The sequence below is a fragment of the Nostoc sp. genome (assembly GCF_036917755.1).
Classification (GTDB): Bacteria; Cyanobacteriota; Cyanobacteriia; order Cyanobacteriales; family Nostocaceae; genus Nostoc.
Genome location: NZ_JBALFC010000121.1, coordinates 1 through 24,182 on the forward strand (window position 1 = coordinate 1; position 24,182 = coordinate 24,182).

Sequence of the window (24,182 nt, forward strand, 5' to 3'; positions counted from 1 at the left end):
TGGTATCCAAGTTCTGTGGCGAGGTTGGTTAAAATTGCATGACCTGTGTGAAGGTTGGCAACTTGCAAAACAGACTTAACGGGAAAAGTCAGATTGCTATATAACTGTTCACAGTTAATTACAACTGAGGGACTCTTAGTAAGTCACTCAACCAGATATAGGTCAAGCAACAAACTGAGAGTCCCTGAGTTTCAGAGTATGACGAGCGCTCGTCTACATTTAGTCAATCCCTATTATTATGAAAGGGAGTTGATTACATAGTCGAGAAGAGAGCGAAACTCAACCAAGGCTTGAGGAGACAAGTCACGAGGAGAGCAAGCGCGATCGCGAGTGAAAGTCAACGCGGTAACATAAGGAGCTGTGGGCAGACCCAAAGAGCGATAAACTTCACGAGCGCCTGCAATACCCCACTCATCCAGAGGGCCAGTACCGCCCACAACTAAGCTGTAATTGATCAAGCGTAGGTAGTGCTTGATGTCGCGGAAACACTTGTCTTTCTTAACTTGAGTGTCGCCAGCTTCACCTTCTTGGCTCAGGTAAGGATATTTCTTGAAGGCAGCATCATAAGCTTCTTTAGCTACAGCATCGATACCAGAAGCCAACTTTTCAGCAGCTTCTAGACGAGCAGTAGCACGCTGAATGCTACCTTGAACGGATTCTAAATCAGAGGTGCTTGGAAAACGACCTGCTGCATCGGCAGATCCAATAACCGTAGTGATAACTGATTTCATTGCTTTTTATACTCCAGATTAGATTTGATCGAGTTTTAATTTCAGTTTGCTTGGCTAATAGCCTTTAGCCATGAGCAATTAGCTCAGAGCAGAAATAACGCGATCGAAGTAGCTAGCAGCTTCAGCAGCTAGAGCAGAGCAGTCGCCTTGAACAACTTCCAGTTTGCGGAACTTTTTACCACCGTTAGCTTCAGTGTTGGTATTGGTGATATGAGCAACGCTGATCGCCTTGAGGATTTGGAAAGCCCGTACAGATGAGCCAGTAGGTACGCCCAAAGCTGTGTAGGTTTCTTTCAGACCGTTCAAAGCCCGATCGTCCAATACGGAAGCATCACCAGCCAACAGCGCATAGGTAACATAGCGCAGGATAATTTCGGCATCACGTAGACAAGCAGCAGTCCGGCGAGTGGGATACAAGTTACCACCAGCTTGCAGCAAACCTGTGTTTTCAGCAGCAATACCAGCGATCGCATCAGAAACTGCACAGCTAGCGTTGCTGGCGATCGCATTCACTGCATCAAGGCGCTTGTTGCCTTCAGCAATGAAAGACTTAAGGGCTGCCAAGTCAGTACCACCGATAGGAGCGGTTTTGGCATCAGCCGTAATTACAGCTCTGGAAAAAGCATCAAGAACCATGAGTTCTCCTTAATATTCACAAATGGCGGATATTATTTCTGGCGTCTCTCGATCAGATTAACTGTGAGTAGCCAAACAAAAACATAGGGGATCAATAGTACCCTAGTCTTTACTATGAGAGACAAAGTAATAATCTGTAATATTTCTATGCCCAAAAAATTAAGACTTACGCGTTTCAATGGAACTCTGCCACAGCGTAAGTCTTAAGGAAAAAATATTGTGTTTTATTTGCTCAAGCTTGTTTGAGCAGATGTTTGACCAAATTATCTTTCACCATCATCTGGCGTAAAACTTCTAACAAAAATTCCTGAGCCTCTTCTTGACTCAAGTTTTTTACCTGGTCTTTCAAATTTTTTAAGCGAAACTGTTGCTCTAAGGTTAGTTCGATTGGGAAGTCCATTATTCACTCCTCGGATTGACTGAATCGAAGGGTATTTATTGTTACTGCTACTGCGAAGGCGTAGTCTGTGATATACATCGCTTTTTATCAGCATAACACTGAGATATTAAACTGTCTACATTGTCAAGCTATATAAGAACCTCATAATGAAAGTTTACAATTTCCGAAAAACACATCTGCTTCTGCCTTTGTCGGGAATTTATTGAAGCTGGCCGCGAATGGCTGTAATGTTTAGAATGTTTAGATACCAATAACTCTAAAAAGAAAAAACAAGGTAAAGATCATCCGCAGGAGTAATAAGTAGGAGTCAGAAGATTGATAGACGCAATGAAATTTTTTCAGCTAAGTGCAGGTAAGTGGCGATCGCAACGTGCAACTCATCATCTGGCGTTCAAGCGCTCAGAGACGGGAGAATCGGATATACAGGTAGAAACTCTGGATGCCGATCATCCAGAAATCATTGAACTATGCCAGTATCATCAGATTGACCCCAGCCTTTCAGTCGGAGGGTCGCGTGTGCGTTGGCTAGGCACAATGGCTTGGGATCGAGAGGGTGAGGATAACCATGAGGGGAAAACCATATTTGCGATCGTGCCTGATGGCGATAACCCCAGGGCTGGCAAATTACTCCGCGAAAGAGGCTACGCCGAAATTATGCCTGTAGTCGGTCTTTTTCACATGGATGATGAAGATGGACTAGTGTTGACAACCGAATACGAAACAATGAGTTCCATTGAGCGATTCTGGTTTGCCAGCCCAAATATGCGAATGCGAACCAGTACAGTCAAACGGTTTGGCGGCTTCAGCACGGCATCATTTTGTACAGAAAGCCGCATTGAAACTTCTGTTGAGGTTGCCAGCACAGCAGAAGTAACAGAAAGACTTGGGGAGGATGTTCGGAAAAAAACACAGTTTTATTCTGTTTTGGGCTGGTGAATGATCTTAAGCAAACCGATGCTTTTACTCGTGGGCGAGATTATCTGCATCTAGTACAGGGGCTAGCCCTAGAACCGGGGATGGTGGATGTGTTTGAAAATAAGCGCGATCGCATCCCCATTTGCACTTGGATCGGCGAGAATATTAACACCGTAAACGCTCAGATCAACACCTATCTAGAAGTTTGTCATGAGTGCTTTCATCCCCAAGAGCGTCGCCACATCCAAATTTTTGCAGTACCCATAGCTCAATCCTTCGGCATTGATGGGGTATGCAACATTCTCACAAACCCAATCACCATTTTGGTAGATGTCGGTCGAGTTGCACCTAGAGACTGGTTTGGTGTAGTCATCCATGAATACGCCCATGCCCATCTAGGAGACTTTGGTCACAATGAGCAATTTGCTAGCATTCTATCTCATCTATGCTTAGGACTGGGATTGGAACCACCCTTCTGGAAGGCAGGGATGGAAGCAACTTTGCGTAGCTGGCCTTACTGTAAATCAACCATAGATCCCTTAGAATTTTGGATAGGTCAGCCCCTTCGGGGAATTCAAAATTCAAAATTCAAAATTCAAAATTACAATCCCCATAAATAAATTTATTTGCTCTGTATCCTTTTATTCTTCGGTCACTGAAGGAGGCAAGGGGCAGGAGGTAGAATAAAATAACTAATGCAATACCTAATCCCCAATGCCCCATATTCCATTAATTTCTTTTGCTAAATGTTAAAATTTATTGCTTCAATTCAAAAAGGTGAAACTGAATCTCCTAATCTGAAATATGTGAACAAAATTTTTAGCCATTTACATTAGTCATTAAGTTGGAAATTCCACTCCCTTTATTGATTAACTATGGGTTCAATCCAGCAGGCTAATCGTTTTTCCGACGAAATACTTAAAATTCCCCTTAGTTAAGTTTCGTGAAATTTTATCAGAATCTGAAATTCTGATCCAACTACTCCCTTAATATGTGATTTAAACTTGTTAACTTTAGTTAAGAACGTGGAGGCTTTAGAGTGGCAATTCCTCTGTTAGAATATGAACCTTCAAGTCAAAACCAGCGTGTAGCTGGATATGAAGTGCCGGGTGATGAACAGCCCAGGATTTTTAATACAGACAATATACTGTCCCCGTCAGATTTAGGTGATCTGATCGAAGCAGCATATCGTCAAATTTTCTTTTATGCCTTTGCTGCCGATCGCGAAACATATTTAGAGTCTCAACTCCGTAATGGACAAATTACAGTGCGGGACTTTATTCGCGGGTTGCTGCTTTCCAATACCTTTAAGAGAAGCTTCTACGACCTCAACAATAATTATCGCTTTGTTGAGCAAGTAATCCAGCGTGTTCTAGGACGCGACCCATACAACGAGCGGGAAAAAATCGCTTGGTCAATTGTAGTTGCTACCAAGGGGATTGTCGGCTTGGTTGATGAAGTACTCAACACTGAAGAGTACCTGAGCAATTTTGGATACTCCACAGTGCCATATCAGCGCCGTCGGATACTGCCATCCCAATCTGAGGGTGAGTTGCCATTCAACATCAAATCTCCGCGATACGAAGATTACCACCGTACCAAACTGGGTTTCCCTCAAATCATTTGGCAGGTAGAAGTACGCAGATTCCTTCCCCAAGAGCAAAAGCCCAAGGCTGGCGATCCAGCTCTATTCTTGTCTATGGCACAAAGTGTCAATGCAACTGGCAATGCGCCACAAAGGATCTCGTCATTCAACATCGATATCGAAAAGTCTGTACCTTATCGGCAACTGGCAGGAATTAAATAACGATTTTTGGTCGGCGGCTGGCTAGTACATCCATTTGATCATTTTATAGCGTGCATGAGTCCTGGGTTATGTGGGAGTTTCATTTAGATATAACTAGTGAAACAGACTCTATCCCATGTCTGATGCACGCTAGTTGTTAAGGGGCATTGGGCATTGGGAATTGGTTATTTTATATGTATGAGCCAAGTTATCCTTAGTGTTAGCTCTTTTGTAGTCAGAATTTTAGATAGATTTTTGCGTCAACTATTTAAAAAAACTTTCTGGCCAATTGTTTGTTTAATAGTTCTGTTTGGTGCTGGTTTGGTGTCTGTAAACGCGGTACAGCCATTACGTAAGCCTTCGCTGTGGCAAGTTTATCAGCAGTCGCTCAAGTCAGCCAAATATGTTGATTTGACTCATGCGATTGATCCGGGAATTCCTGTATGGTCAGGTTTTGGTTCATCAAAGTTTGCGCCTGCTATCAACCCAAAAACAGATCAGCCATACACTTACCAAAAGGATGGGTTTGAAGCAACTCATTATGATTTATCCACCGACCAGCTAGGAACCCAACTAGATCCACCTGCTCACTGGAACCCTGATTATCCAGCTATCGATGAGTTGCCAGCGACCTTTGCTGTTCGTCCTCTAGTAGTAATTCCGATCCAAGATCAAGTTGCCAAAGACCCCAATTACCACCTAAATGTCAAAGATATTCAGAATTGGGAACGTCAGCATGGTAGGATTCCCCAAGAGTCAGTTGTGTTTGTTCGCTCTGATTGGTCTAAAGAATGGCCAAACCCCGAACTACCCACAAGAACTAAGTTTCCTGGGGTGAAGCTAGAAGCTTTGCAATTTCTGCACCTTAACCGCAAAATTCTTTTCCACGGACATGAACCCCTGGATACAGACAGCACCCCAACATTTGAAGGAGAAGCTTGGCTGTTAAAAAATGGATATACCCAAGCAGAGGGTGTTGCAAATCTAGATCAGGTGCCAGAAACAGGCGCGTTGGTCGCTATTGGGTATCCCAAATTCAAAGGTGGCTTGGGAGGTTATGCACGTTACATTGCTATCTGTCCGCCAGACTGGAAATACGGCGTGTCAGTAGGTCAAATTCCAGAATCTCCCCTGCAAAAAGCAGATAAACCCCTCCATTGGCATACAAAATTGGGTGTACGAGTACGGTAAGATGTAGCAATGAAAAACTCTATAAATACCTGTGCAGAATTAATTACATATTATAAAGTCATTGCGAGGCTTCCGACGCAATCCCAAACCCCTGCGATTGCTTCATTACGCTTCGCTTCATTCGCAATGACATTGTGCAATTAATTTTGTCTACCTACTTACCATATCTGATGCACGCTAGTTGTTAGTTTTATAAAGTAGTTCGTCTTTTTAACATCTCCAAAAGTTTTGTAAAGTGGGTGGGAGGAGTAGCTGTCACCTCAATCAACTCCCCAGATAGGGGATGCTGCAATTTGAGCCGCCAAGCGTGGAGTGCTTGACCGGGCAAATTTACCCCCACTGAATGACCAGAACTATAAACTCGGTCGCCGACAATGGGATGACCCATTTTGGCGCTGTGGACGCGAATTTGATGGGTGCGTCCAGTTTCTAATTGAAAGTGAATTAAGGTGAAGTTACCAAGACGTTCTAATACTTGCCAATGAGTGACGGCAGATCGTCCGCCTTCTTCAACGGGTATAATCGCCATTTTCTTGCGGTCTTGAGGATGGCGACCAATAGGCAAATCTATAGTGCCACTTTCAGTTTTTGGCGCACCGTAAACTACGCCTAAGTAGTCTCGCCGTGCAGTTTTTGCTTTGAGTTGCGCTTGTAGATGATGATGGGCAATATCTGTTTTAGCGATCGCGATCGCCCCCGTAGTATCCTTATCCAATCGATGGACGATTCCCGGACGCTGAACTCCGCCAATTCCTGGTAAATTGGGACAATGTGCTAACAGGGCATTTACCAAAGTGCCATCTGGATGACCGGGCGCAGGATGAACAACTAAGCCTGCGGGTTTGTTGAGAATAAGTAACTGGTCGTCTTCGTAGAGGATATCTAAGGGGATATCTTCTGCAAGCAGTTCTAAAGGTTGGACTTCTGGTATTTTAAGAGTGATGCGATCGCCTACCTTGACATTGATCTTCTTAGATGTGCAAACTTTATCGTTAAGTTGGACATTACCCTGTTCGATTAAGTGTTGGATGCGGGAACGGGATAAATCTGCTAATTCTTGGGAAAGGTAACGGTCAAGGCGATCGCATGAAGTGTTGACGCAGTGTATCATACTCCCAAGGGGAAGCAAGCTAGGTGCAGCATCTTCCAGTGGAGTTGATAAGCGTTCGCCCTTGGCGTTGGCGAAGCCATCGCTATTTTCTGGGATTTGTAAATTAAATTCAGTCACAATTGCTCTAGATTAATTCCCCGTTCTTTAAGTAAAGCGCGGAATGATTTAAAAGGGCAGTTATAAACCGCGTATACCCAGGCGAAACCTTGATTTGGTCTTAGTCCACGGAGGCGGACGAGAGTTTGTGTAGCCGCGTTCGCGTCAGCGTGCCGGAGGCTCTATTCTATTCGCCTTGGTTGTCTTGTATTTGTTCTCTTACCGATTGTCGAAACGTTCTGAGGGCTGAACTCATTCCTGTGGTTCGCGCCATTTCCACAAATCGGGGAATAAGATCAGTGATCGAAAAACTAGGAAATGTGGGGCTGATGAGAGACTTCACATATTGCTCACCTTGCAGCAAGCTAATTTCTAGGTTTTTGCTTTCATATCGCCAAATTTCAAGTACTTTCAAGGCTTCGTAGGCACTAATTTGGGTTTTAGAGGTGACATCAATTTCAATCGCCAAATCAGGAGGAGGGTCAACAGTTAGGTCGATCCTGTCTTTCCCAATCATTAGCTTATAGTTTTGAATATAAAAACAATCATCGGGTTCAATACCTGCACTGATATCTTTTCGCTTAAAGGTAGTTGAACCTAAAGACTCCCAATTGAGATCGAGTTCATCTAGCAAAGCTTTCACCAAGTCTCCGATAATTACCTTAGATCGCTCATGTTCTGATAATGGAGCCATAATTTCTAACGTTCCTTGGCTGTATGCTACTCGACTCCCGCGATGTTCCCCTAACTCCTTGAGAATTGCTTCAAATACTTGCCAACTGACATCTTCCAGTATTATTCTTTGCCCTGGTGGAACTTGAATTTGTCTAAGTTGAAGAGTAACCATAGAATGTTAGTTGTTAAATAATTTCATTTTTACTCAAATTTGAGATGAGCGATCGCATTAATTCTCTCAAAATTTCCCACCACACCATCTCTATACTCATCTCTTACCTGCAAATTCTTGACTTCTCATCTCTCCTCCTCCGTGTCCTCTGCGCCTCTGTGGTTCGTTATTCTAAATTTATAACTTCTTGCGGCAACTCAAAAAAGCCATCTTCCCCAGCTTCAAAATCAATCACCTGATACACAGTATCAATATTTAACTCACCATAAATGTGAGGAAATAATTCGCCTATTTCAGCTTCTTCATAACGAATTTCAGGTTGAATTTTATCAGAATCAATAAAAAGCAGCACCAATTCTTTTTGATTAGAAAAAAACGTATTTGCAACTTTGACAATTTGCGTTGATTTTGAACAGTGGATAAAGCCTTCAGAATCGAGTGAATCAGCGCAATAGCTGCCCAAATCTTTTGCTTGTTCCCATTGTTGGCGTTTGGTAATATGGAAGATAGTATTCATGTTCCTTGTATAATTTTACGAAGATCATCTAAAGGTGATTCAGATTCATTAGGATTCTCAGGATAAAATTCTAACACTACAGTAATGTTCCATTTCACACCTTGCTTAGAAATCAATGGAAAAATAATTTATGTAGATACTTTTACTCTGAGTTTCCCTGCTTCCCAGTCTGTAGAGCCCACTTTGAAAAGTTGACAATTTATGCCTTCACTAGAAGATTGCTATGTGATATCTTCAGCTTGAAAATAGACTTCGTTTATACATAGCTTTTGCAAACTTTGTGAAACAGTGACCTGAGTATTATCTAATCATGTACGAAATTTCTCCCTAAAATTTTCAGATATCAATTCTTTGAATCTGCTAACGGTATATGTATCTTTACGAAATAATAAAACATCAGCATCAAAGTCTAATGGTTGGCATATCTTGTTCATGCTAATCCTAGTAGTTAATGTAATTTAGTAAGTGTCTGCATGATAGTTTAAACTAATTAACTATTTTACAGGACTTACGCACAAGCAACGGAAAATCGAACCACAGAGGACGCAGAGGACACGGAGGAATAAGAGTTTGAGAGGTTTCTTGCGTAAGTCCTATTTTAATCGGCAATTATTAACAGTGTTACAGTAAAAATACTGATGCAAGCTCCGCTAAAGACAATCACTTTACAACATTATTATTGAAATAATTACGTAGATACGCAGAGTTTTTCTCAGTGCCTTTGCGTGATTTTATAATTTGTTAATGTTGGTTAATTTTTGGGAACTATAATAACAAAGCTCTCAAAAGGCTTAAAGAGGTTTGGATATACAACCAGAGTCCAACCATGAATAAATTTGAATACTTATCTATTGCAGCATTGTTACTTATCATTTCTGCCTGTACACCTTCGCAACAAGCCAAATTAGAGCCTTCGTCATCTCAACCAAATGCCGCCGATACTACTAACATTGAACCAGTTTCAAAAGCAGTCAACGGCAAAGTTAATCGCAAAGATTGGGGAGTTAGCGCAACAGGTATTAAATATGCAGGACAGAAAATTCAAGGAAAGTACAGAACATATGAAGCAGCTGAAGTTTGGACAGTGGTTTCTGTAAACGTTAAAAACACAAGTGGTAAAAGACAACGAGAGGATGATGCATGGTTCATTCTTCCATTATCAAAATTAGTTGACTCAAAAGGCAACAAATACGATGTTAAAGAGACGGAGTTCAAATATGATGTTCATTTGCTAAGTAAACCCTTTTCTCCAGGTGAAGCTCGTTCTATAGATTTACTGTTTGACACACCTAAAGGTATCAAGGCAGATAAATTTATAATTCCGAATAAAAATTTGGAATTCATCCCTTTAAAACTTTAACCAGCAGTAGCACTATTTAATTAGTTCTCTTTTCAATCTCATGCAGAGACGCAGAGTTTTTCTCAGCACCTTTACGTGAGGTTATCATTTTATAAATTCGGCGGAATACAAACATCCGGCGCACATAACCCAAGAAACTCTAGCGTTGTCACCTCAAAAGTATTCAAATCTACGCGGCGGATGGCGTGGTTATTGGTATCAGCAATATATAAATATGAACTCATAGCACTCAATCCCGAAGGTTCAAAAAAACGAGTATTTTTACCTTGACCATTTTGTAAACCAGCAGAACCATCTCCCAAAACTGTTTGACAATTTCCACTGGAACTAACTAATTTAATTTTATGGTTATACGTATCTGCCACCCATAGAAAATTCTGAGCGTATTCCACTCCTAAACAGTGTTGCAAACGGACATCTTCACCTTGTCCATCTACATCGCCAAAACCAAATAAATTCCCACTACCGCAAACGGTTCGCACTTGGTACGGTTCTACAATTCCCACACCGCGAATTGAACTAACTTCACTGTCAGCAATATATAATTCTTGCCCATTATTAGTAATACCACTAGGTTGAGCAAAGGCAGATTCGCTGAGTGAACCATCAATACACGCTTCTGCACCACTACCAGCATAAGTTTTGATAATGCCTGTTTCCAAATCCATTTGCCAAATTTGATGCGACCCAGCCATTGCAATAAACAGGGTATTTTCCACTTTCACTAAATCCCAAGGGGAATTCAGCGCGGTTTCTAAACCAGCACCGCCATGAGGACGGATATTGCGACTTTGTTCACCAGTTCCCGCGATCGCTTCCACTACTTGACGCTTTAAATCAACTCGCCGCAGGGTATGATTGTCTGTATCAGCAACATAAAGAATCTGATTTTCGGCATCATAAGCCATTCCCTGCGGTGCAAAAAATTGCGCTTCGTTAAAAGCACCATCGATTAAACCTGATTTTCCAGTACCAATCAAATGTAGAATTTCTCCGTCGAAGCTACTCATAACCAGGCGGTGATGTCCAGAGTCAGCGATGAATAAACCCGTTGGAGTAGCTAAAACTTTACCAGGAAAAGCTAGGGGTGAAATTAATGGTTGGCGCTGTTTTTCTAAAGTCAAGCTGATTTCTTGAAAATTAATTGTGCCTTTCTCTCGGTGTTGCTGAATTAACTTTTGAATCAACTCGTCTAGAGTGTCACGGTTTCCTTCACCAGAAATCTGGCCAATCACGTAACCTTCTGGATCAATAATTATTAACGTCGGCCAAGCACGCACAGCATACTCTTCCCAAATCCGAAAACCGCTATCAACTACAACTGGATGTTCAATGTCGTAGCGCAGAATAGCTTGGCGGATATTTTCTGTTTCTTTTTCGTTGTCAAATTTGGCGGAGTGAACGCCAATAACGGTAAGACTATCTTTATATTTTTGTTCTAAATATTTCAGGTTTGGCAGAATATGCAGACAATTGATACAGCAGTATGTCCAAAAGTCTAAAATTACGACTCTACCCTTGAGTTGTTTAAGAAACAAAGGTTTGTCGGTATTGAACCAAGAGTACTTTTGCGGTAATTCTGGCGCTCTAACACGGGGAATCATAGATAATTCGTAATTCGTAATTCGTAATTCGTAATTCGTAATTAAGACGCACAAAAGAAGCTTTGATATGGGCGCTTTTCTATCGCTTACCTTCAAGGCTGATTGATTTAAATGATCCAAATAAGGGGATTTTTTCAGTTTCCAAAACTGTAACGTTAGCAGTTATCAATTGCCTAAGTGTCATATTGTAAATGCCCAAAAATTTTTGCTCCAGTTATGTCTTACTATTATTTGGCAAGTTTGAAAGTTAATTTTGGTAAAACTTTACCACAGATGCTATCTGCTTTATGTTTGTTGAGTTTGGTAGGTTGTCAAGCGGCTCAAAGCAGAGTTGAGCCAAATACATCATTTCAATCTCAAACACTTGTGGTTTCTGGGCGAGGGATGGTGGATATTCCCAAAACAAATGCGCGAGTCAGTTTAGGCGTTCAGGTGCAGGGTGAAACTTCTGGATTTGTCCAACAGGAACTTGCTAAACGATCGCAAGCAGTTGTTAACTTGTTAAAAACGCGTCAAGATGTCAGTAAATTAGAAACCACCAGTATCAGTCTAAATCCCCGCTACAGCCAAAAAGATGGTAACCAAATAATTGGCTATTATGCAACTAATCTTGTCCGCTTCCAAATTTCCCCAGAAAAAATTGGTACGTTGTTGGATGAAGCGATTAAAACAGGAGCTACACGAATTGATGGTGTAACAGTAGTAGCATCCGATGAGGCGATCGCTGCTGCACAAAAACAAGCGATTGATGCAGCCTCAAAAGATGCTCGCTCTCAAGCCGATGCAGCTCTTAGTGCTTTGCAACTCAAGCAACAGCAAATTGTTAGCATTCAAATTAACGGCGCTCGTCCACCTATACCAGAAATGACTGACTTAATACAGAAATCGGCTCTAATGAATTTAGCCAGCACGCCTGTTGTTGCTGGAGAACAAAGAATAGAAGCTTTTGTAACGTTGCAAGTTCGCTATCAATCCGCTCAACAGTAACCGCTTTACTAAACTAGAAATGGTTTTAGCGGATATTACTTTTGAAAAGACTTGATAGATTAACTACCACAGAGTTATCAGCTTGGGTACAACAAGCCAAAATCCAAGCTGAACGAGGACGAGTTACCCATCGCATTCCCCAATTAGCTAAAGCTTATCCTGGTTGCTTTGCAGTTCACATCTGCTGTGAATCGGGGAAAACTATCAGTTTTGGGGATACAGCTTGTATTTTCTCGCTAATGAGCGTGATTAAGCCATTTTCTCTACTTTATCTGCTAGAACATTTTGGCGCAGAAACAGTTTTTGAGTGGGTTGGGGTGGAACCATCGGATGCACCCTTCAATTCTTTAGAACAATTAGTTAGCGATCGCGGACGCCCCCGCAACCCGATGATTAATAGTGGAGCAATTACCCTGTCTGATAAATTACCAGGAAAGGACGCTAATCAACGCACTTTTTTATTTTGTCAATGGCTCAACCAATTAGCGGGTTGCCAACTAAGGTTAGATCAGGTAATGCTGGCTTCAGTGCGATTAACACGCTCAACAGCTAATCAAGCATTCGCTAATTATCTCGCCGAAGCCGGTCATCTCGAAAATCTTGAAACAGCACTTGACACCTACGAGCAAATATGCTGTCTATCTGGGCGAGTTGAAGATTTAGCTCTGTTGGGAAAACTCCTAGCTTGTGAAAATGGCTGTATATCTGCACAAAATCGCCGGATTGTCAACGCTGTGATGTTAACTTGTGGATTGTACGAAGCTTCTGCCCAGTTTGCGGTCAGAGTTGGTCTACCGATGAAATCAGGGATTGGTGGCGGACTTGTAGCAATAGTACCAAGTGAGGGAGCGATCGCTTGTTACAGTCCAGCCTTGGATAATATCGGAAATCCTGTAGGAGCGATCGCATTTGTTGAGACTTTAGCGCAAGAGTTGCAGTTGAGTGTTTTTGGTTAATTCTGGTTTTTCTGGATCGGAATCTGTTGTTTTAGGTAACGGCGTAATTATTTCTGGTGCTGGAGACTCAATAATCTCTGGCAGCGTGGGTGGCAAACTCGGAGATGGTGCAATTGTTACTTGTGGAGTAGGTGTCTTGCCCGTTCGACGGTTAAAAAATCCGCCAAATCTAGATTTTGTTGGCTGAGGCGCAACTTTTTCAGGTAACGGCGTTGATTCAGGAGTTGGCGTTACCGTTGGCTGTGGTTCTGGTGCTGGAGACTCAATAATCTCTGGCAGCGTCGGTGGCAAACTAGGAGATGGTGCAATTGGTGCTTGTGGAGTAGGTGTCTTGCCTGCCCCACGGTTGAAAAATCCGCCAAATCTAGATTTTGTTGGCTGAGGCGCAACTTTTTCAGGTAACGGCGTTGATTCAGGAGTTGGCGTTACGTTTGGCTGTGGTTCGAGTGCTGGAGACTCAATAATCTCTGGCAGCGTCGGTGGCAAACTAGGAGATGGTGCAATTGGTGCTTGTGGAGTAGGGACTTTACCCGCCCCACGGTTAAAAAATCCGCCAAATCTAGGTTTTGTTGGCTGAGGTATAGCTTTTTCCGGTAACGGCGTTGATTCAGGGGTTGGCGTTACCTCTGGCTGTGGTTCTGGCGTTGGCGTAATTATTTCTGGTGGTGTCGGGGACAAGCTGGGAGATGGTACAGCCGTTGGAACTTCTAATTTTGGTTGTTCTGGCTGTGTTTTGGATTCTTTTGGAACTTCAGTTTCAGGAATAGGCTGTTTTTCTACCTTCGGTTGTATTTGGGGTGTTTTTTCAACCGATGGCGTGGGTGTAGGTTTAGGTGCAAGCCTATAATTCGGGTCTACAATGCCGCGCACCTCATCTGCTGTAAGTTCTCCTCTGGTAATTTTCGACAGAGTATCTTTACCCTTTGGCTGGTAGTCAATCAATCTAACTGTAGTATTAAAGGCATTTTTGAGAGGATTTCCCTGGTTATCGAGAAATTCCAGTTTTACCCAATTTTTACCAGGACGGAAGCCTTTGAGATAAACTGCTTGCCAGCGATCGAAAATAAAGCTTTCACCATTAATTGTGGAGCGGATGCGCCAATCACTGAATTCGTCGTTAGGATTGTCCTTCCCAACGAGGTGCAGGGGAGCGTTAGTTAGGTAAAAGTCCAGTAAGATTGGTTCTGCTCCATAGCTGCTTTGAGGACGGCTATAAGTTAGCAGAGGTAATTTGGGATCTGGGTTGTTGTCGTCGGTTTTGGTAAAGACATGAAATGTTGTCTGGGCATAAGCGCCTTCATTCTTAAAGCTTTCATGCCAAGGACGGGAGGCAAAGACGCGCAGGGTATGAGTACCTGGGGATAAGTCTGGCAAAGCCAAAGGCTGATTCAGGTCGTAAACCGGTATATAAGGTTGATTATCCAGAATTACGTGGAGATGAGGCCCAAGTTGTAATTGTGGGTCTTTAAATATTGGTAGATCCTTAACCTGAAAACTGGCTGTGACTTTGTTATCTGGGAAAACTTCATCAGGTAGTGGAGTCACAATTGTCACTTGTGGCTGATAAGCTTCCAAGATTGGACGCAGTTCTTGGATCACAGATGGTGGGGAAATTTCCGAAAATTGCTTTGAAATTTGAGAAATCTGTGGGGGATTTTCTTTATAGCCAGTAGATACTTCCTGGCTGCCAGCTTTCTCGCCACAACTAGCCAAGCTTAATACCAGTACCAATGTCATTACCCACCTGAGAATCGGGAACCTCTCAGGGAGGAGCTTCTCTAATACCCTTTTCTGCCACGAGTTCATGCGTTGCACCCAGTGATAGTCTTCGACAATTGACTAGATTATTTTGGCTCAAACTGTCCATAGGGAACATAGCCCAAAAGGTGAAATCTGCCTCAGATCCCAGAAGTTTTGCTGTGGATCTGAGGAAATTTAAAAAAAATCATATTATTTACAGCTTTTTACTTATGACAATTGAAATATGATACAAATATTCACGAACAACAGTAGCAAAAGCTGGAACATTGGCTACATACAGCCAAAGCATAAATTTTACGAATTGTTATAGTTTGTAAATTAAATGGAGAATCTATTGACTTTTGGACAAAGAGTTTGAAGTTAAAAGCCAGATTACGCAGGAATTTCAGCAATATTCGAGCAAGTTTGAATTATTGTTAAAATATCTCCAACAAAGTACAAGTTAAGACTCTATAATTCAACGAGAAACAACAATCCACATCAGGTCTTGATCGCGGCTTCAGTAAAAAAATTCTGGAGTATGCGACTAAACTTTACTTTGTGGTATTCATGATTCCTCATTCCTGATCAAGAGAGGAGGTCGAATGACAATAAGTCCTCCGGAGCGAGAGGAAAAGAAGGCAAGAGTAATCGTCGATAATGACCCGGTTCCAACCTCATTCGAGAGATGGGCACAACCTGGGCACTTTGACAGATCCTTAGCCAGAGGTCCAAAAACCACCACATGGATTTGGAACCTGCATGCACTCGCCCATGATTTTGATACACATACAAGCGATTTAGAAGACATCTCCCGCAAGATATTCTCAGCCCACTTCGGACACTTAGCCGTAGTGACAATCTGGTTGAGCGGGATGATTTTTCACGGCGCGAAGTTTTCTAACTACGAAGCTTGGCTAACTGACCCGTTGAACGTTAAGCCAAGTGCCCAGGTCGTTTGGCCTATTGTTGGACAAGACATTTTAAACGGTGATGTTGGCGGTGGTTTCCACGGTATTCAAATCACCTCCGGTTTATTCCAAGTATGGCGTGGCTGGGGGATTACAAACTCCTTCCAGCTTTACGTAACTGCGATCGGTGGGTTGGTATTAGCAGGCTTATTCCTATTTGCCGGCTGGTTCCACTACCACAAACGCGCTCCCAAACTGGAATGGTTCCAGAATGTGGAGTCGATGCTGAATCACCACTTGCAAGTATTGCTAGGTTGTGGTTCCTTGGGATGGGCAGGTCACTTAATCCACGTATCCGCACCGACCAACAAGCTTTTGGATGCAGGCGTTGCTCTCAAAGACATACCCTTGCCCCACGAGTTCATCTTGAACAAAGACTTGTTGACCGAACTGTACCCTGGCTTTGCTGCTGGTTTAGCACCTTTCTTCACCTTGAACTGGGGTCAGTATGCTGACTTCCTCACCTTCAAGGGCGGTCTGAACCCGGTAACAGGCGGCTTGTGGTTGACTGATATTTCCCATCACCATTTAGCGATCGCGGTCCTGTTCATCATTGCTGGTCATCAGTACCGTACCAACTGGGGTATTGGTCACAGCATTAAAGAGATCCTAGAAAACCATAAAGGTCCTTTCACCGGTGAAGGTCACAAAGGTCTCTACGAAAACCTGACCACATCTTGGCACGCTCAGTTAGCTACTAACCTAGCCTTCTTGGGTTCGCTGACCATCATCATCGCGCATCACATGTACGCGATGCCCCCCTATCCATACTTGGCAACTGACTACGCTACGCAGTTGTGCATATTCACTCACCATATGTGGATCGGTGGCTTCTTAATTGTTGGTGGAGCGGCTCACGCTGCTATCTTCATGGTGCGGGATTACGATCCAGTTGTGAACCAAAACAACCTGCTGGATCGGGTAATTCGTCACCGGGATGCGATTATTTCCCATCTAAACTGGGTGTCTATTTTCCTCGGCTTCCATAGCTTTGGACTTTACATCCACAACGACACAATGCGCGCATTGGGTCGTCCTCAAGACTTGTTCTCTGATACAGGGATTCAATTGCAGCCAGTTTTTGCCCAGTGGATACAAAATATCCATGCCTTGGCTCCTGGTACAACTGCACCTAATGCCCTAGAACCAGTTAGCTATGTCTTTGGCGGCGGTATTTTGGCTGTAGGCGGAAAAGTGGCAGCTGCACCCATTGTTTTGGGTACAGCGGACTTCCTAATTCACCACATTCACGCTTTCACCATTCACGTCACCGTCCTAATTCTGCTCAAAGGTGTGCTATACGCCCGTAGCTCTCGTCTGATTCCAGACAAAGCTAACCTGGGCTTCCGCTTCCCCTGCGACGGTCCTGGTCGTGGCGGTACCTGTCAAGTCTCTGGTTGGGATCACGTATTCCTCGGACTTTTCTGGATGTACAACTCCATATCGATTGTAATTTTCCACTTCAGTTGGAAGATGCAATCAGATGTCTGGGGAACCGTAGATGCAGCCGGGAATGTGACTCACATCACTGGTGGTAACTTTGCCCAAAGCGCCATCACCATCAACGGTTGGTTGCGTGACTTCTTGTGGGCACAAGCTACCCAAGTCATCAATTCCTATGGCAGTGCGCTATCTGCCTATGGTCTACTCTTCTTAGGCGCTCACTTTGTCTGGGCATTCAGCTTGATGTTCCTGTTCAGTGGTCGCGGCTACTGGCAAGAACTGATTGAGTCCATTGTTTGGGCGCATAACAAACTGAAGGTAGCACCAGCAATTCAACCTCGCGCTCTGAGCATTATTCAGGGACGGGCTGTCGGGGTAGCTCACTACCTCTTGGGAGGAATTGCCACAACTTGGGCGTTCTTCCATGCACACATCCTTTCAGTAGGGTAGAAATCAGCAGAATTGAGTTATGAGTTATGAGTGCTGAGTGCTGAGTTTAAGAAGTAATTTTTAGATTCAAAACTCCTAACTCCAGTACGGACGCGATTAATCGCGTCTCTACTCCTAACTCTTGTAAAGCTGGTATTTGATGGCTAAAGGTCAGAGGATTTGTTTAACCTATGGCGACAAAATTTCCAAAATTTAGCCAGGATCTCGCACAGGACCCGACGACTCGTCGGATATGGTATGCGATCGCTACAGGCAACGATTTTGAAACCCATGATGGCATGACGGAAGAAAATCTTTACCAAAAGATTTTCGCAACTCACTTCGGTCACTTGGCAATCATCTTCCTGTGGGCATCCAGCCTCCTGTTCCACGTAGCCTGGCAAGGTAACTTTGAACAGTGGATTAAAGATCCCCTTCACATCCGTCCCATCGCCCACGCGATTTGGGACCCCCACTTCGGTAAACCAGCGATCGAAGCTTTTACCCAAGCTGGCGCTAGCAATCCGGTAAACATTACCTACTCTGGTCTATACCATTGGTGGTATACCATCGGAATGCGGACGAACGGCGAACTGTACAACGGTTCAGTGTTCTTGCTGTTATTCGCGGCGATCTTCTTGTTCGCTGGTTGGCTGCACTTGCAACCCAAGTACCGTCCTAGCTTGGCCTGGTTTAAGAGTGCTGAACATCGTCTAAACCACCACTTAGCAGGTTTGTTTGGTGTTAGTTCTTTGGCGTGGGCTGGTCACTTAATTCACGTTGCTGTCCCCGAAGCTCGCGGTCAGCACGTAGGTTGGGATAACTTCTTGAGTACCCCACCCCACCCAGCCGGTTTGACACCATTCTTTACAGGCAACTGGGCTGTTTACGCTCAAAACCCTGACACTCCTAGTCATGTGTTCAGCACATCCGAAGGTGCAGGAACTGCAATTCTGACTTTCTTGGGTGGCTTCCATCCTCAGACAGAAGCTTTGTGGCTGACTGACATAGCTCACCACCACCTAGCGATCGCAGTTTTATTCATCGTTGCTGGTCACATGTACCGGACAAACTTTGGGATTGGTCACAGTCTCAAGGAAGCCTTAAATGCTAAGAGTTTCTTTGGCATTCCTGTTGAAGGTCCGTTCAACCTACCTCACCAAGGTATCTACGACACCTACAACAACTCCCTGCACTTCCAGTTGGGATGGCACTTAGCAGCGTTAGGTGTTGTCACTTCCTGGGTAGCGCAGCACATGTACTCCATGCCTTCCTACGCATTTATTGCGAAGGACTACACAACTCAGGCAGCGTTGTACACGCATCACCAGTATATTGCTGGATTCCTGATGCTTGGTGCTTTTGCTCACGGAGCAATTTTCTGGGTACGTGATTACGACCCAGAGCAAAACAAGGGTAACGTGCTTGAGCGCGTACTTCAGCACAAAGAAGCGATTATTTCCCACCTCAGCTGGGTATCCCTTTTCTTGGGCTTCCACACCCTTGGTCTGTACGTACACAACGACGTAGTAGTTGCTTTCGGTACTCCTGAAAAGCAAATCTTGATTGAGCCAGTATTTGCTCAATTCGTCCAAGCTGCTAACGGTAAGGTACTGTACGGTTTAGACACTTTGCTATCTAACCCAGATAGTATTGCTTACACAGCATGGCCAAACTACGCTAACGTTTGGTTGCCAGGTTGGTTAGATGCCATCAATGCTGGTACTAACTCCCTGTTCTTGACAATTGGCCCTGGCGACTTCTTGGTACACCATGCGATCGCTTTAGGTCTGCACACCACCACCTTGATCTTGGTCAAAGGTGCTTTGGATGCCCGTGGTTCTAAGCTGATGCCCGATAAAAAGGACTTCGGCTATGCCTTCCCTTGCGACGGCCCCGGTCGTGGCGGTACTTGCGACATCTCAGCATGGGATTCCTTCTACCTCGCTACATTCTGGATGCTGAACACCCTTGGTTGGGTTACGTTCTACTGGCATTGGAAACATCTAGGTATTTGGCAAGGCAACGTAGCTCAGTTCAATGAGAACTCTACATATCTCATGGGCTGGTTCCGCGATTACCTCTGGGCTAACTCTGCTCAGTTGATTAACGGTTACAACCCTTACGGCGTGAATAACCTGTCTGTCTGGGCTTGGATGTTCTTATTTGGACACCTAGTTTGGGCTACTGGCTTCATGTTCTTAATCTCCTGGAGAGGTTACTGGCAAGAGTTGATTGAAACCCTTGTTTGGGCACACGAACGCACTCCTCTAGCTAACTTGGTTCGCTGGAAAGACAAGCCCGTGGCTCTGTCGATTGTTCAAGCTCGTGTAGTTGGTCTAGCTCACTTCACTGTTGGCTACATCGTGACTTACGCCGCATTCTTGATTGCTTCTACTGCTGGTAAGTTCGGTTAATTCGGCTGCTAGTTTTGTAGATAATTAATAAAAATCCCCTGCCGCAAGGTGGGGGATTTTTTGTGAAATTAGTTTTGTAACTGGATGAGGTTAGGGATATAGTATGTATTAATTCGTATGTTTTGAAGTATTTTTAGATGCCAGATTCAGAATTTTTAGAAAAATTACATCGAACTTGGGTTCAAGCTTTAATTAATGATTCCTGGAACGACTATGCAGCAATTATTGTTGATGCTGAATTAGAATTTGATACTGCATGGGATGAATATCAAAATGATTTTACTTCAGCACTTTTAGTCTATCTACCACTTAATCTCTACTCACTAGTCACAAAGGAAGAAAAAACACAGGAAGTTCTCAGAGATCATTTTGTGAACATTGCTCACGGTCACATTTGGGTTGATATGACTAATTTTCCCATCCACTATAGAGTTAAGTTACTAGAGATAGAAGAGAATTGGCAGAAGACTATTAAATTTCTAATAGCCAAATCAAAAGAGTTGAATCAAGGACTTATTACAGAGAAAGCTTTTGCCCGAAAAGGTAGAGAGCCTATCATTTACAATGAGATGAAGTTTGCGTCGCAGTCTGAAATTAGAATTGCACAAGAGTTAGAAGTGAAAGGTGTATTGTTCTTTCCACTACCTCTAGCTGTCAGGCATGAAACAGGTAATATTTATGAAGACCACCGAGAAGTAGATTTTTTAGTGTGTTTAGACGGGACATTCGGAATATTAGAGATTTCTTTTCACCCAGACAGGTATGAGAAGGATAAGGAAAAGGATGCTTGGTTTAAAAAATCAGGAATTCTCTGTGTTGAACACTACCCTGCGGAGAAATGCTACAACCAACCAAGAGCAGTAGTAGAAGAATTTTTGAGCTTTCTGTTTAAACACAAAAGGTAGACTGCGATCGCCTAAAATAAATCTTAGTTGTGAGCAGTCCTAATTATGACAGACTGGCATAATATCCTATAACTCAAGATGAACACTAAACTTGTTGAATCACTCTTGCAAGTTATCCTATCTCTCTCTGATGAGGAGCGATCGCTATTGGAAGAAAGATTAATTTTAAATTCATCAGAGCCTTCAACCCGTGACTTAATGCAACTTGCTCAAACTGGTGGAGTCTTTCAGTTTCTTAACGATGAACCAGATATATACTCACTAAAAGATGGAGAACCTATCTAAAAAGAAAGCGATGTCTACGATGTTCACTGAGCTTGCCGAAGTGCGGGCTACGCCTACGCCTAAAATTAAACTTAATTACAAGCACTCAAAATCATGAGAAACTGGCAAGAACGCATTACTCAAAACCCGAATGTATGTCACGGCAAACCGTGCATCAAAGGAACACGCATTATGGTATCAGTCATCCTTGATAACCTTGCCGAGGGACTGACATTTGAGGAAATTATTCACGAGTATCCACCACTGACTTTAGAAGATATCAGAGCAGCGATCGCTTATGCAGCCCAATTAACCAGGGAAGAGGAATTGTTGCCACTGCGATGAATAACTAAAGCTTGGCTGGAGTGTGGTAAGGCAAAGAAGCAACTAATTGTTCATCACTGCATCCAATAGCACATTGGCATCAAAGCGCACGACATCGGTGCAAGGTAGCCCAGTTTCTGCTATGGTTTGAGCGATCGCTTCTTCAGCCGCAGATTCATCTAGATGGGCTGTGTTAAGTGCTATACCCACTACAGGAACACTTGCAAAGGCACCACCGGCACTAGCGACAGTTTCATAAAGCCGAATCACTTCTGGTAAAGGTGGAATTAGTACATGGGGATGATTACGTACATGAACTTGTCCCGCCCGATGTACCAACACCAGTTGGGTTGGTTGCGAACCACGAATCAGAGGTAAAGTTGCTGTTGAACCAGGGTGTAGCAGTGAACCTTGTCCTTCAATGTGTAAGATGTCGTAGTTTTTGCCATAGCGCATGATTATTTGTTCCACGGCACCGGCGGCAAAGTCTACCCGCACGGCATCTAAAGCCACACCGTCCCCTTCTAACATCACTCCAGTTTGACCTGTGGCCAGAAATTTTGAACGCCAACCCCGTAGTTTTGATGCCCAATGTAACTCTAGGCTAGTTGACATTTTACCGATCGCCATGTCGGTTCCCACTGTCAACACCCGCCGACAAGGAAGGGTGCGTGCTATTCCACTAGCAATACTTATATTAGCTGGCTCTTTCCGTACATCCCAAATTAATTGTCCTGGTTTTAGCAGTGCATTTAACTCTGGTATGTTTGCCATTGGTGTATGTAAACCATTCACCAGCGACATCCCAGCTTCTAGAGCGTCTTTGATTTCATGCCAGTAATCATCTGGTATAGCGCCACCTCCTGGAGCAATGCCAATTACCAAAACTTCCGGCTTGTACTCCAGTGCTGCGGCTACCGATGCCATAATTGGCACATCACGCTTGATGCCTGTTAATTCTGGTAGGGATTTGCCAGCAGACTCGCGATCGATTACTGCTACGATTGGGGCTTCACTATAACGTAAAATTGCTAGCCCTGTTTTGCCGTGAGGCCCGCTAATTCCTTCATGCAGCAAGATAGCTACTCGTTGATTAAGTGGCAGACGCACCGTGTTGTACCCCCAAACCTGGTAAATCGTTTGGCAAAACTCTCCCTTCTTTTAGCAATGCACCCGTAAAGGGATCATCGATTAAATTCAGGTGACTGTCTAAATCTAAATAATCAGCTAGTGGTGCTAGCTGTAATGCTGCTGTATTAGCTAGCGAACTGTCAGAATAGCAACCGAACATTACTTGCAATCCATACGCTCGCGCTGTATGTACCATTCGCATTGCCTCGGTTAGTCCGCCTGATTTCATCAGTTTGATATTAATGCCATCCACGTAATTTGCCAAATGGGGAATATCGGAACTTATGAAGCAACTTTCATCGACAAAGATAGGCAGGGGAGAATGTTGTTTGAGTTTTGCTAAACTTGGTTCCTGCCCCCGTGGTAATGGCTGTTCTACATACTTTATACCTAAATCAGCGAGCCAATTGCACATCGCGATCGCATCTGATAAACTCCAACCCCCGTTGGCATCAACAAATAATTCTGGTAATGGTGCTTCTTCTCGCACTGCTAAGAGCATTTTTTTATCTGCATCTATGCCATCTGGACTACCTAGCTTGACTTTGAAAAGCCGGACATCGGTAAATTGTAACCAGTCTCGCGCTCTCGCCCTGGCACCTTCAGGCGAATTAATCCCAATTGTGACAGAAGTCGGGACTATTTGATTGCGATCTAGTCCCCAAATTTGCCACAAGGGTAATCCGACGCGCTTACCGAGCCAGTCGTGCATTGCCATATCTAAGGCAGCTCTTGCAGCAGAAGGAACCTGAGTTTGTGTTAAAATTTGCTCAATTTGCTGTCTCTGTAAGGGGCTGAATGTTTGCAAGAGTGGCACAACTTGCTGTAAAGCATCTTTGATCGTATCAGTTGATTGCCGATGATTACCTACACCGAATGGCGATGCTTCCCCCCAGCCTTCGATGCCATCATGTGAGATCCGCACCCATACATTCGTTGTTTGTGCTGTTGTGCCTCGACTAATGGTCAACGGAAATCTCTTGTTGACTGTAAATAAATTTACATTTATTTGCATACTTATTCCGTATATTATGCTAGGACAAAAGTCAGTGTAAGTAGACGTAGGTTGGGTGGAGCGGAGCGCAACCCAACATATATCAGGATGTTGGGTTACGCAAAGCCTCCAACGCCACTTGCTACAACGCGGGAAACCCGCGCAACGCAGTGGCTCCCCAACCGACAATTTTTTTGCAACATTAAAGCCATGACAGTCCACTACAAGACTACCGATATTTTTTCAGAAATCAAATATGATTCCTATATCAAAAGTCAGTGTAAGTTCAAAGTTTAGATTATCGGACGTGTCTGTTATACTTTTTTACATTCATTACAGAGTTTTTATCCAATCGCCTTAAAACTCTATCCCTTTATGGTTAGAGTATTCTGAATTCTGAATTCTGACTCCTGTTTTATTTGTTACT

The 24,182-nt window shown here is 43.6% G+C and carries 23 protein-coding genes and 1 pseudogene; 12 read left to right on the forward strand and 12 right to left on the reverse strand.

What is annotated here, in order from left to right:
* Positions 1-236: 236 nt before the first annotated feature.
* The 3 genes from V7L05_RS26670 to V7L05_RS26680 all read right to left on the reverse strand — a co-directional run bounded on the left by V7L05_RS26670 (position 237) and on the right by V7L05_RS26680 (position 1,767).
* Complete coding sequence (locus V7L05_RS26670; protein WP_335168625.1) at positions 237-731, reverse strand: bleomycin hydrolase; 495 nt, start codon at positions 729-731, stop codon at positions 237-239.
* Positions 732-809: 78 nt separating this feature from the next.
* Positions 810-1,367, reverse strand: coding sequence for a bleomycin hydrolase (locus tag V7L05_RS26675; RefSeq protein ID WP_335168627.1), 558 nt, complete (start codon positions 1,365-1,367; stop codon positions 810-812).
* Positions 1,368-1,599: 232 nt separating this feature from the next.
* Entirely contained in the window at positions 1,600-1,767 is a 168-nt protein-coding gene (locus tag V7L05_RS26680; RefSeq protein ID WP_073643977.1) for an NblA/ycf18 family protein, read from the reverse strand.
* Between the two features lie 318 nt (positions 1,768-2,085).
* Between V7L05_RS26680 and V7L05_RS26685 the strand changes: the two genes are divergently transcribed.
* The 4 genes from V7L05_RS26685 to V7L05_RS26700 all read left to right on the forward strand — a co-directional run bounded on the left by V7L05_RS26685 (position 2,086) and on the right by V7L05_RS26700 (position 5,659).
* Positions 2,086-2,703, forward strand: coding sequence for a phycobiliprotein lyase (locus V7L05_RS26685; RefSeq protein ID WP_335168752.1), 618 nt, complete (start codon positions 2,086-2,088; stop codon positions 2,701-2,703).
* A complete protein-coding gene (locus tag V7L05_RS26690; protein WP_335168632.1) occupies positions 2,700-3,302 on the forward strand; it encodes a hypothetical protein in 603 nt (200 codons plus the stop codon). The genes V7L05_RS26685 and V7L05_RS26690 overlap by 4 nt, the downstream gene beginning before the upstream one ends.
* A gap of 419 nt (positions 3,303-3,721) precedes the next feature.
* Complete coding sequence (locus V7L05_RS26695; protein ID WP_335168633.1) at positions 3,722-4,489, forward strand: phycobilisome rod-core linker polypeptide; 768 nt, start codon at positions 3,722-3,724, stop codon at positions 4,487-4,489.
* A gap of 177 nt (positions 4,490-4,666) precedes the next feature.
* Positions 4,667-5,659, forward strand: a complete 993-nt coding sequence (locus V7L05_RS26700; RefSeq protein ID WP_335168635.1) for a cyclase family protein — start codon at positions 4,667-4,669, stop codon at positions 5,657-5,659.
* A gap of 190 nt (positions 5,660-5,849) precedes the next feature.
* Here V7L05_RS26700 and V7L05_RS26705 read toward each other — a convergent pair whose 3' ends face one another.
* From V7L05_RS26705 to V7L05_RS34870, 5 genes and pseudogenes are all read right to left on the reverse strand, one after another.
* On the reverse strand, positions 5,850-6,770 hold the full coding sequence (locus V7L05_RS26705) for an RluA family pseudouridine synthase (protein ID WP_335168754.1): 921 nt from the start codon (positions 6,768-6,770) through the stop codon (positions 5,850-5,852).
* Positions 6,771-7,053: 283 nt separating this feature from the next.
* Entirely contained in the window at positions 7,054-7,713 is a 660-nt protein-coding gene (locus tag V7L05_RS26710) for a Uma2 family endonuclease (RefSeq protein WP_335168637.1), read from the reverse strand.
* Between the two features lie 29 nt (positions 7,714-7,742).
* Positions 7,743-7,826, reverse strand: coding sequence for an AtzG-like protein (locus V7L05_RS34865; protein WP_335173435.1), 84 nt, complete (start codon positions 7,824-7,826; stop codon positions 7,743-7,745).
* A 53-nt stretch (positions 7,827-7,879) separates the two neighbouring features.
* A complete protein-coding gene (locus V7L05_RS26715; RefSeq protein ID WP_335168638.1) occupies positions 7,880-8,230 on the reverse strand; it encodes a DUF952 domain-containing protein in 351 nt (116 codons plus the stop codon).
* Positions 8,227-8,433, reverse strand: a pseudogene (locus V7L05_RS34870) (KGK domain-containing protein). The gene V7L05_RS26715 and the pseudogene V7L05_RS34870 overlap by 4 nt, the downstream one beginning before the upstream one ends.
* A gap of 623 nt (positions 8,434-9,056) precedes the next feature.
* On the opposite strand from V7L05_RS34870, the gene V7L05_RS26720 reads away from it, so the two are divergent.
* Positions 9,057-9,590, forward strand: a complete 534-nt coding sequence (locus V7L05_RS26720) for a DUF4352 domain-containing protein (RefSeq protein ID WP_335168640.1) — start codon at positions 9,057-9,059, stop codon at positions 9,588-9,590.
* Positions 9,591-9,679: 89 nt separating this feature from the next.
* Here V7L05_RS26720 and V7L05_RS26725 read toward each other — a convergent pair whose 3' ends face one another.
* Positions 9,680-11,194 carry a thioredoxin-like domain-containing protein gene (locus V7L05_RS26725; protein WP_335168642.1) on the reverse strand — a complete coding sequence of 505 codons (1,515 nt, stop codon included), beginning with the start codon at positions 11,192-11,194 and terminating at the stop codon, positions 9,680-9,682.
* Positions 11,195-11,410: 216 nt separating this feature from the next.
* Here V7L05_RS26725 and V7L05_RS26730 point away from each other — a divergent pair, with 216 nt between their 5' ends.
* Entirely contained in the window at positions 11,411-12,181 is a 771-nt protein-coding gene (locus V7L05_RS26730) for an SIMPL domain-containing protein (protein ID WP_335168644.1), read from the forward strand.
* Positions 12,182-12,222: 41 nt separating this feature from the next.
* Positions 12,223-13,137 (forward strand): glutaminase A, encoded by a 915-nt coding sequence (gene glsA, locus V7L05_RS26735; protein WP_335168646.1) that lies wholly within the window; start codon positions 12,223-12,225, stop codon positions 13,135-13,137.
* Here the strand turns inward: glsA and V7L05_RS26740 are convergent.
* Complete coding sequence (locus V7L05_RS26740; RefSeq protein ID WP_442937884.1) at positions 13,102-14,874, reverse strand: hypothetical protein; 1,773 nt, start codon at positions 14,872-14,874, stop codon at positions 13,102-13,104. The two genes, glsA and V7L05_RS26740, sit on opposite strands and share 36 nt — an antisense overlap.
* A gap of 608 nt (positions 14,875-15,482) precedes the next feature.
* On the opposite strand from V7L05_RS26740, the gene psaA reads away from it, so the two are divergent.
* The 5 genes from psaA (at position 15,483) to V7L05_RS26765 (ending at position 21,651) form a co-directional block, all read left to right on the forward strand.
* Positions 15,483-17,741: a photosystem I core protein PsaA gene (gene psaA / locus V7L05_RS26745; protein ID WP_335168650.1), complete on the forward strand. Its 2,259-nt coding sequence runs from the start codon at positions 15,483-15,485 to the stop codon at positions 17,739-17,741.
* Between the two features lie 170 nt (positions 17,742-17,911).
* Positions 17,912-20,137, forward strand: coding sequence for a photosystem I core protein PsaB (psaB, locus tag V7L05_RS26750; RefSeq protein WP_335168652.1), 2,226 nt, complete (start codon positions 17,912-17,914; stop codon positions 20,135-20,137).
* Positions 20,138-20,274: 137 nt separating this feature from the next.
* Positions 20,275-21,042 carry a hypothetical protein gene (locus V7L05_RS26755; protein ID WP_335168653.1) on the forward strand — a complete coding sequence of 256 codons (768 nt, stop codon included), beginning with the start codon at positions 20,275-20,277 and terminating at the stop codon, positions 21,040-21,042.
* Between the two features lie 78 nt (positions 21,043-21,120).
* Positions 21,121-21,327, forward strand: coding sequence for a hypothetical protein (locus V7L05_RS26760; RefSeq protein WP_335168654.1), 207 nt, complete (start codon positions 21,121-21,123; stop codon positions 21,325-21,327).
* Positions 21,328-21,420: 93 nt separating this feature from the next.
* The gene (locus V7L05_RS26765) at positions 21,421-21,651 is read left to right on the forward strand and encodes a DUF433 domain-containing protein (protein ID WP_335168656.1); all 231 of its coding nucleotides are present in this window, start codon (positions 21,421-21,423) and stop codon (positions 21,649-21,651) included.
* A 42-nt stretch (positions 21,652-21,693) separates the two neighbouring features.
* Here the strand turns inward: V7L05_RS26765 and V7L05_RS26770 are convergent, their stop codons facing one another.
* Both V7L05_RS26770 and V7L05_RS26775 read right to left on the reverse strand, forming a co-directional pair.
* Positions 21,694-22,740, reverse strand: coding sequence for a DUF1611 domain-containing protein (locus tag V7L05_RS26770; protein WP_335168658.1), 1,047 nt, complete (start codon positions 22,738-22,740; stop codon positions 21,694-21,696).
* A complete protein-coding gene (locus tag V7L05_RS26775) occupies positions 22,724-23,776 on the reverse strand; it encodes a dipeptide epimerase (RefSeq protein WP_335168660.1) in 1,053 nt (350 codons plus the stop codon). The genes V7L05_RS26770 and V7L05_RS26775 overlap by 17 nt, the downstream gene beginning before the upstream one ends.
* Between the last annotated feature and the right edge of the window lie 406 nt (positions 23,777-24,182).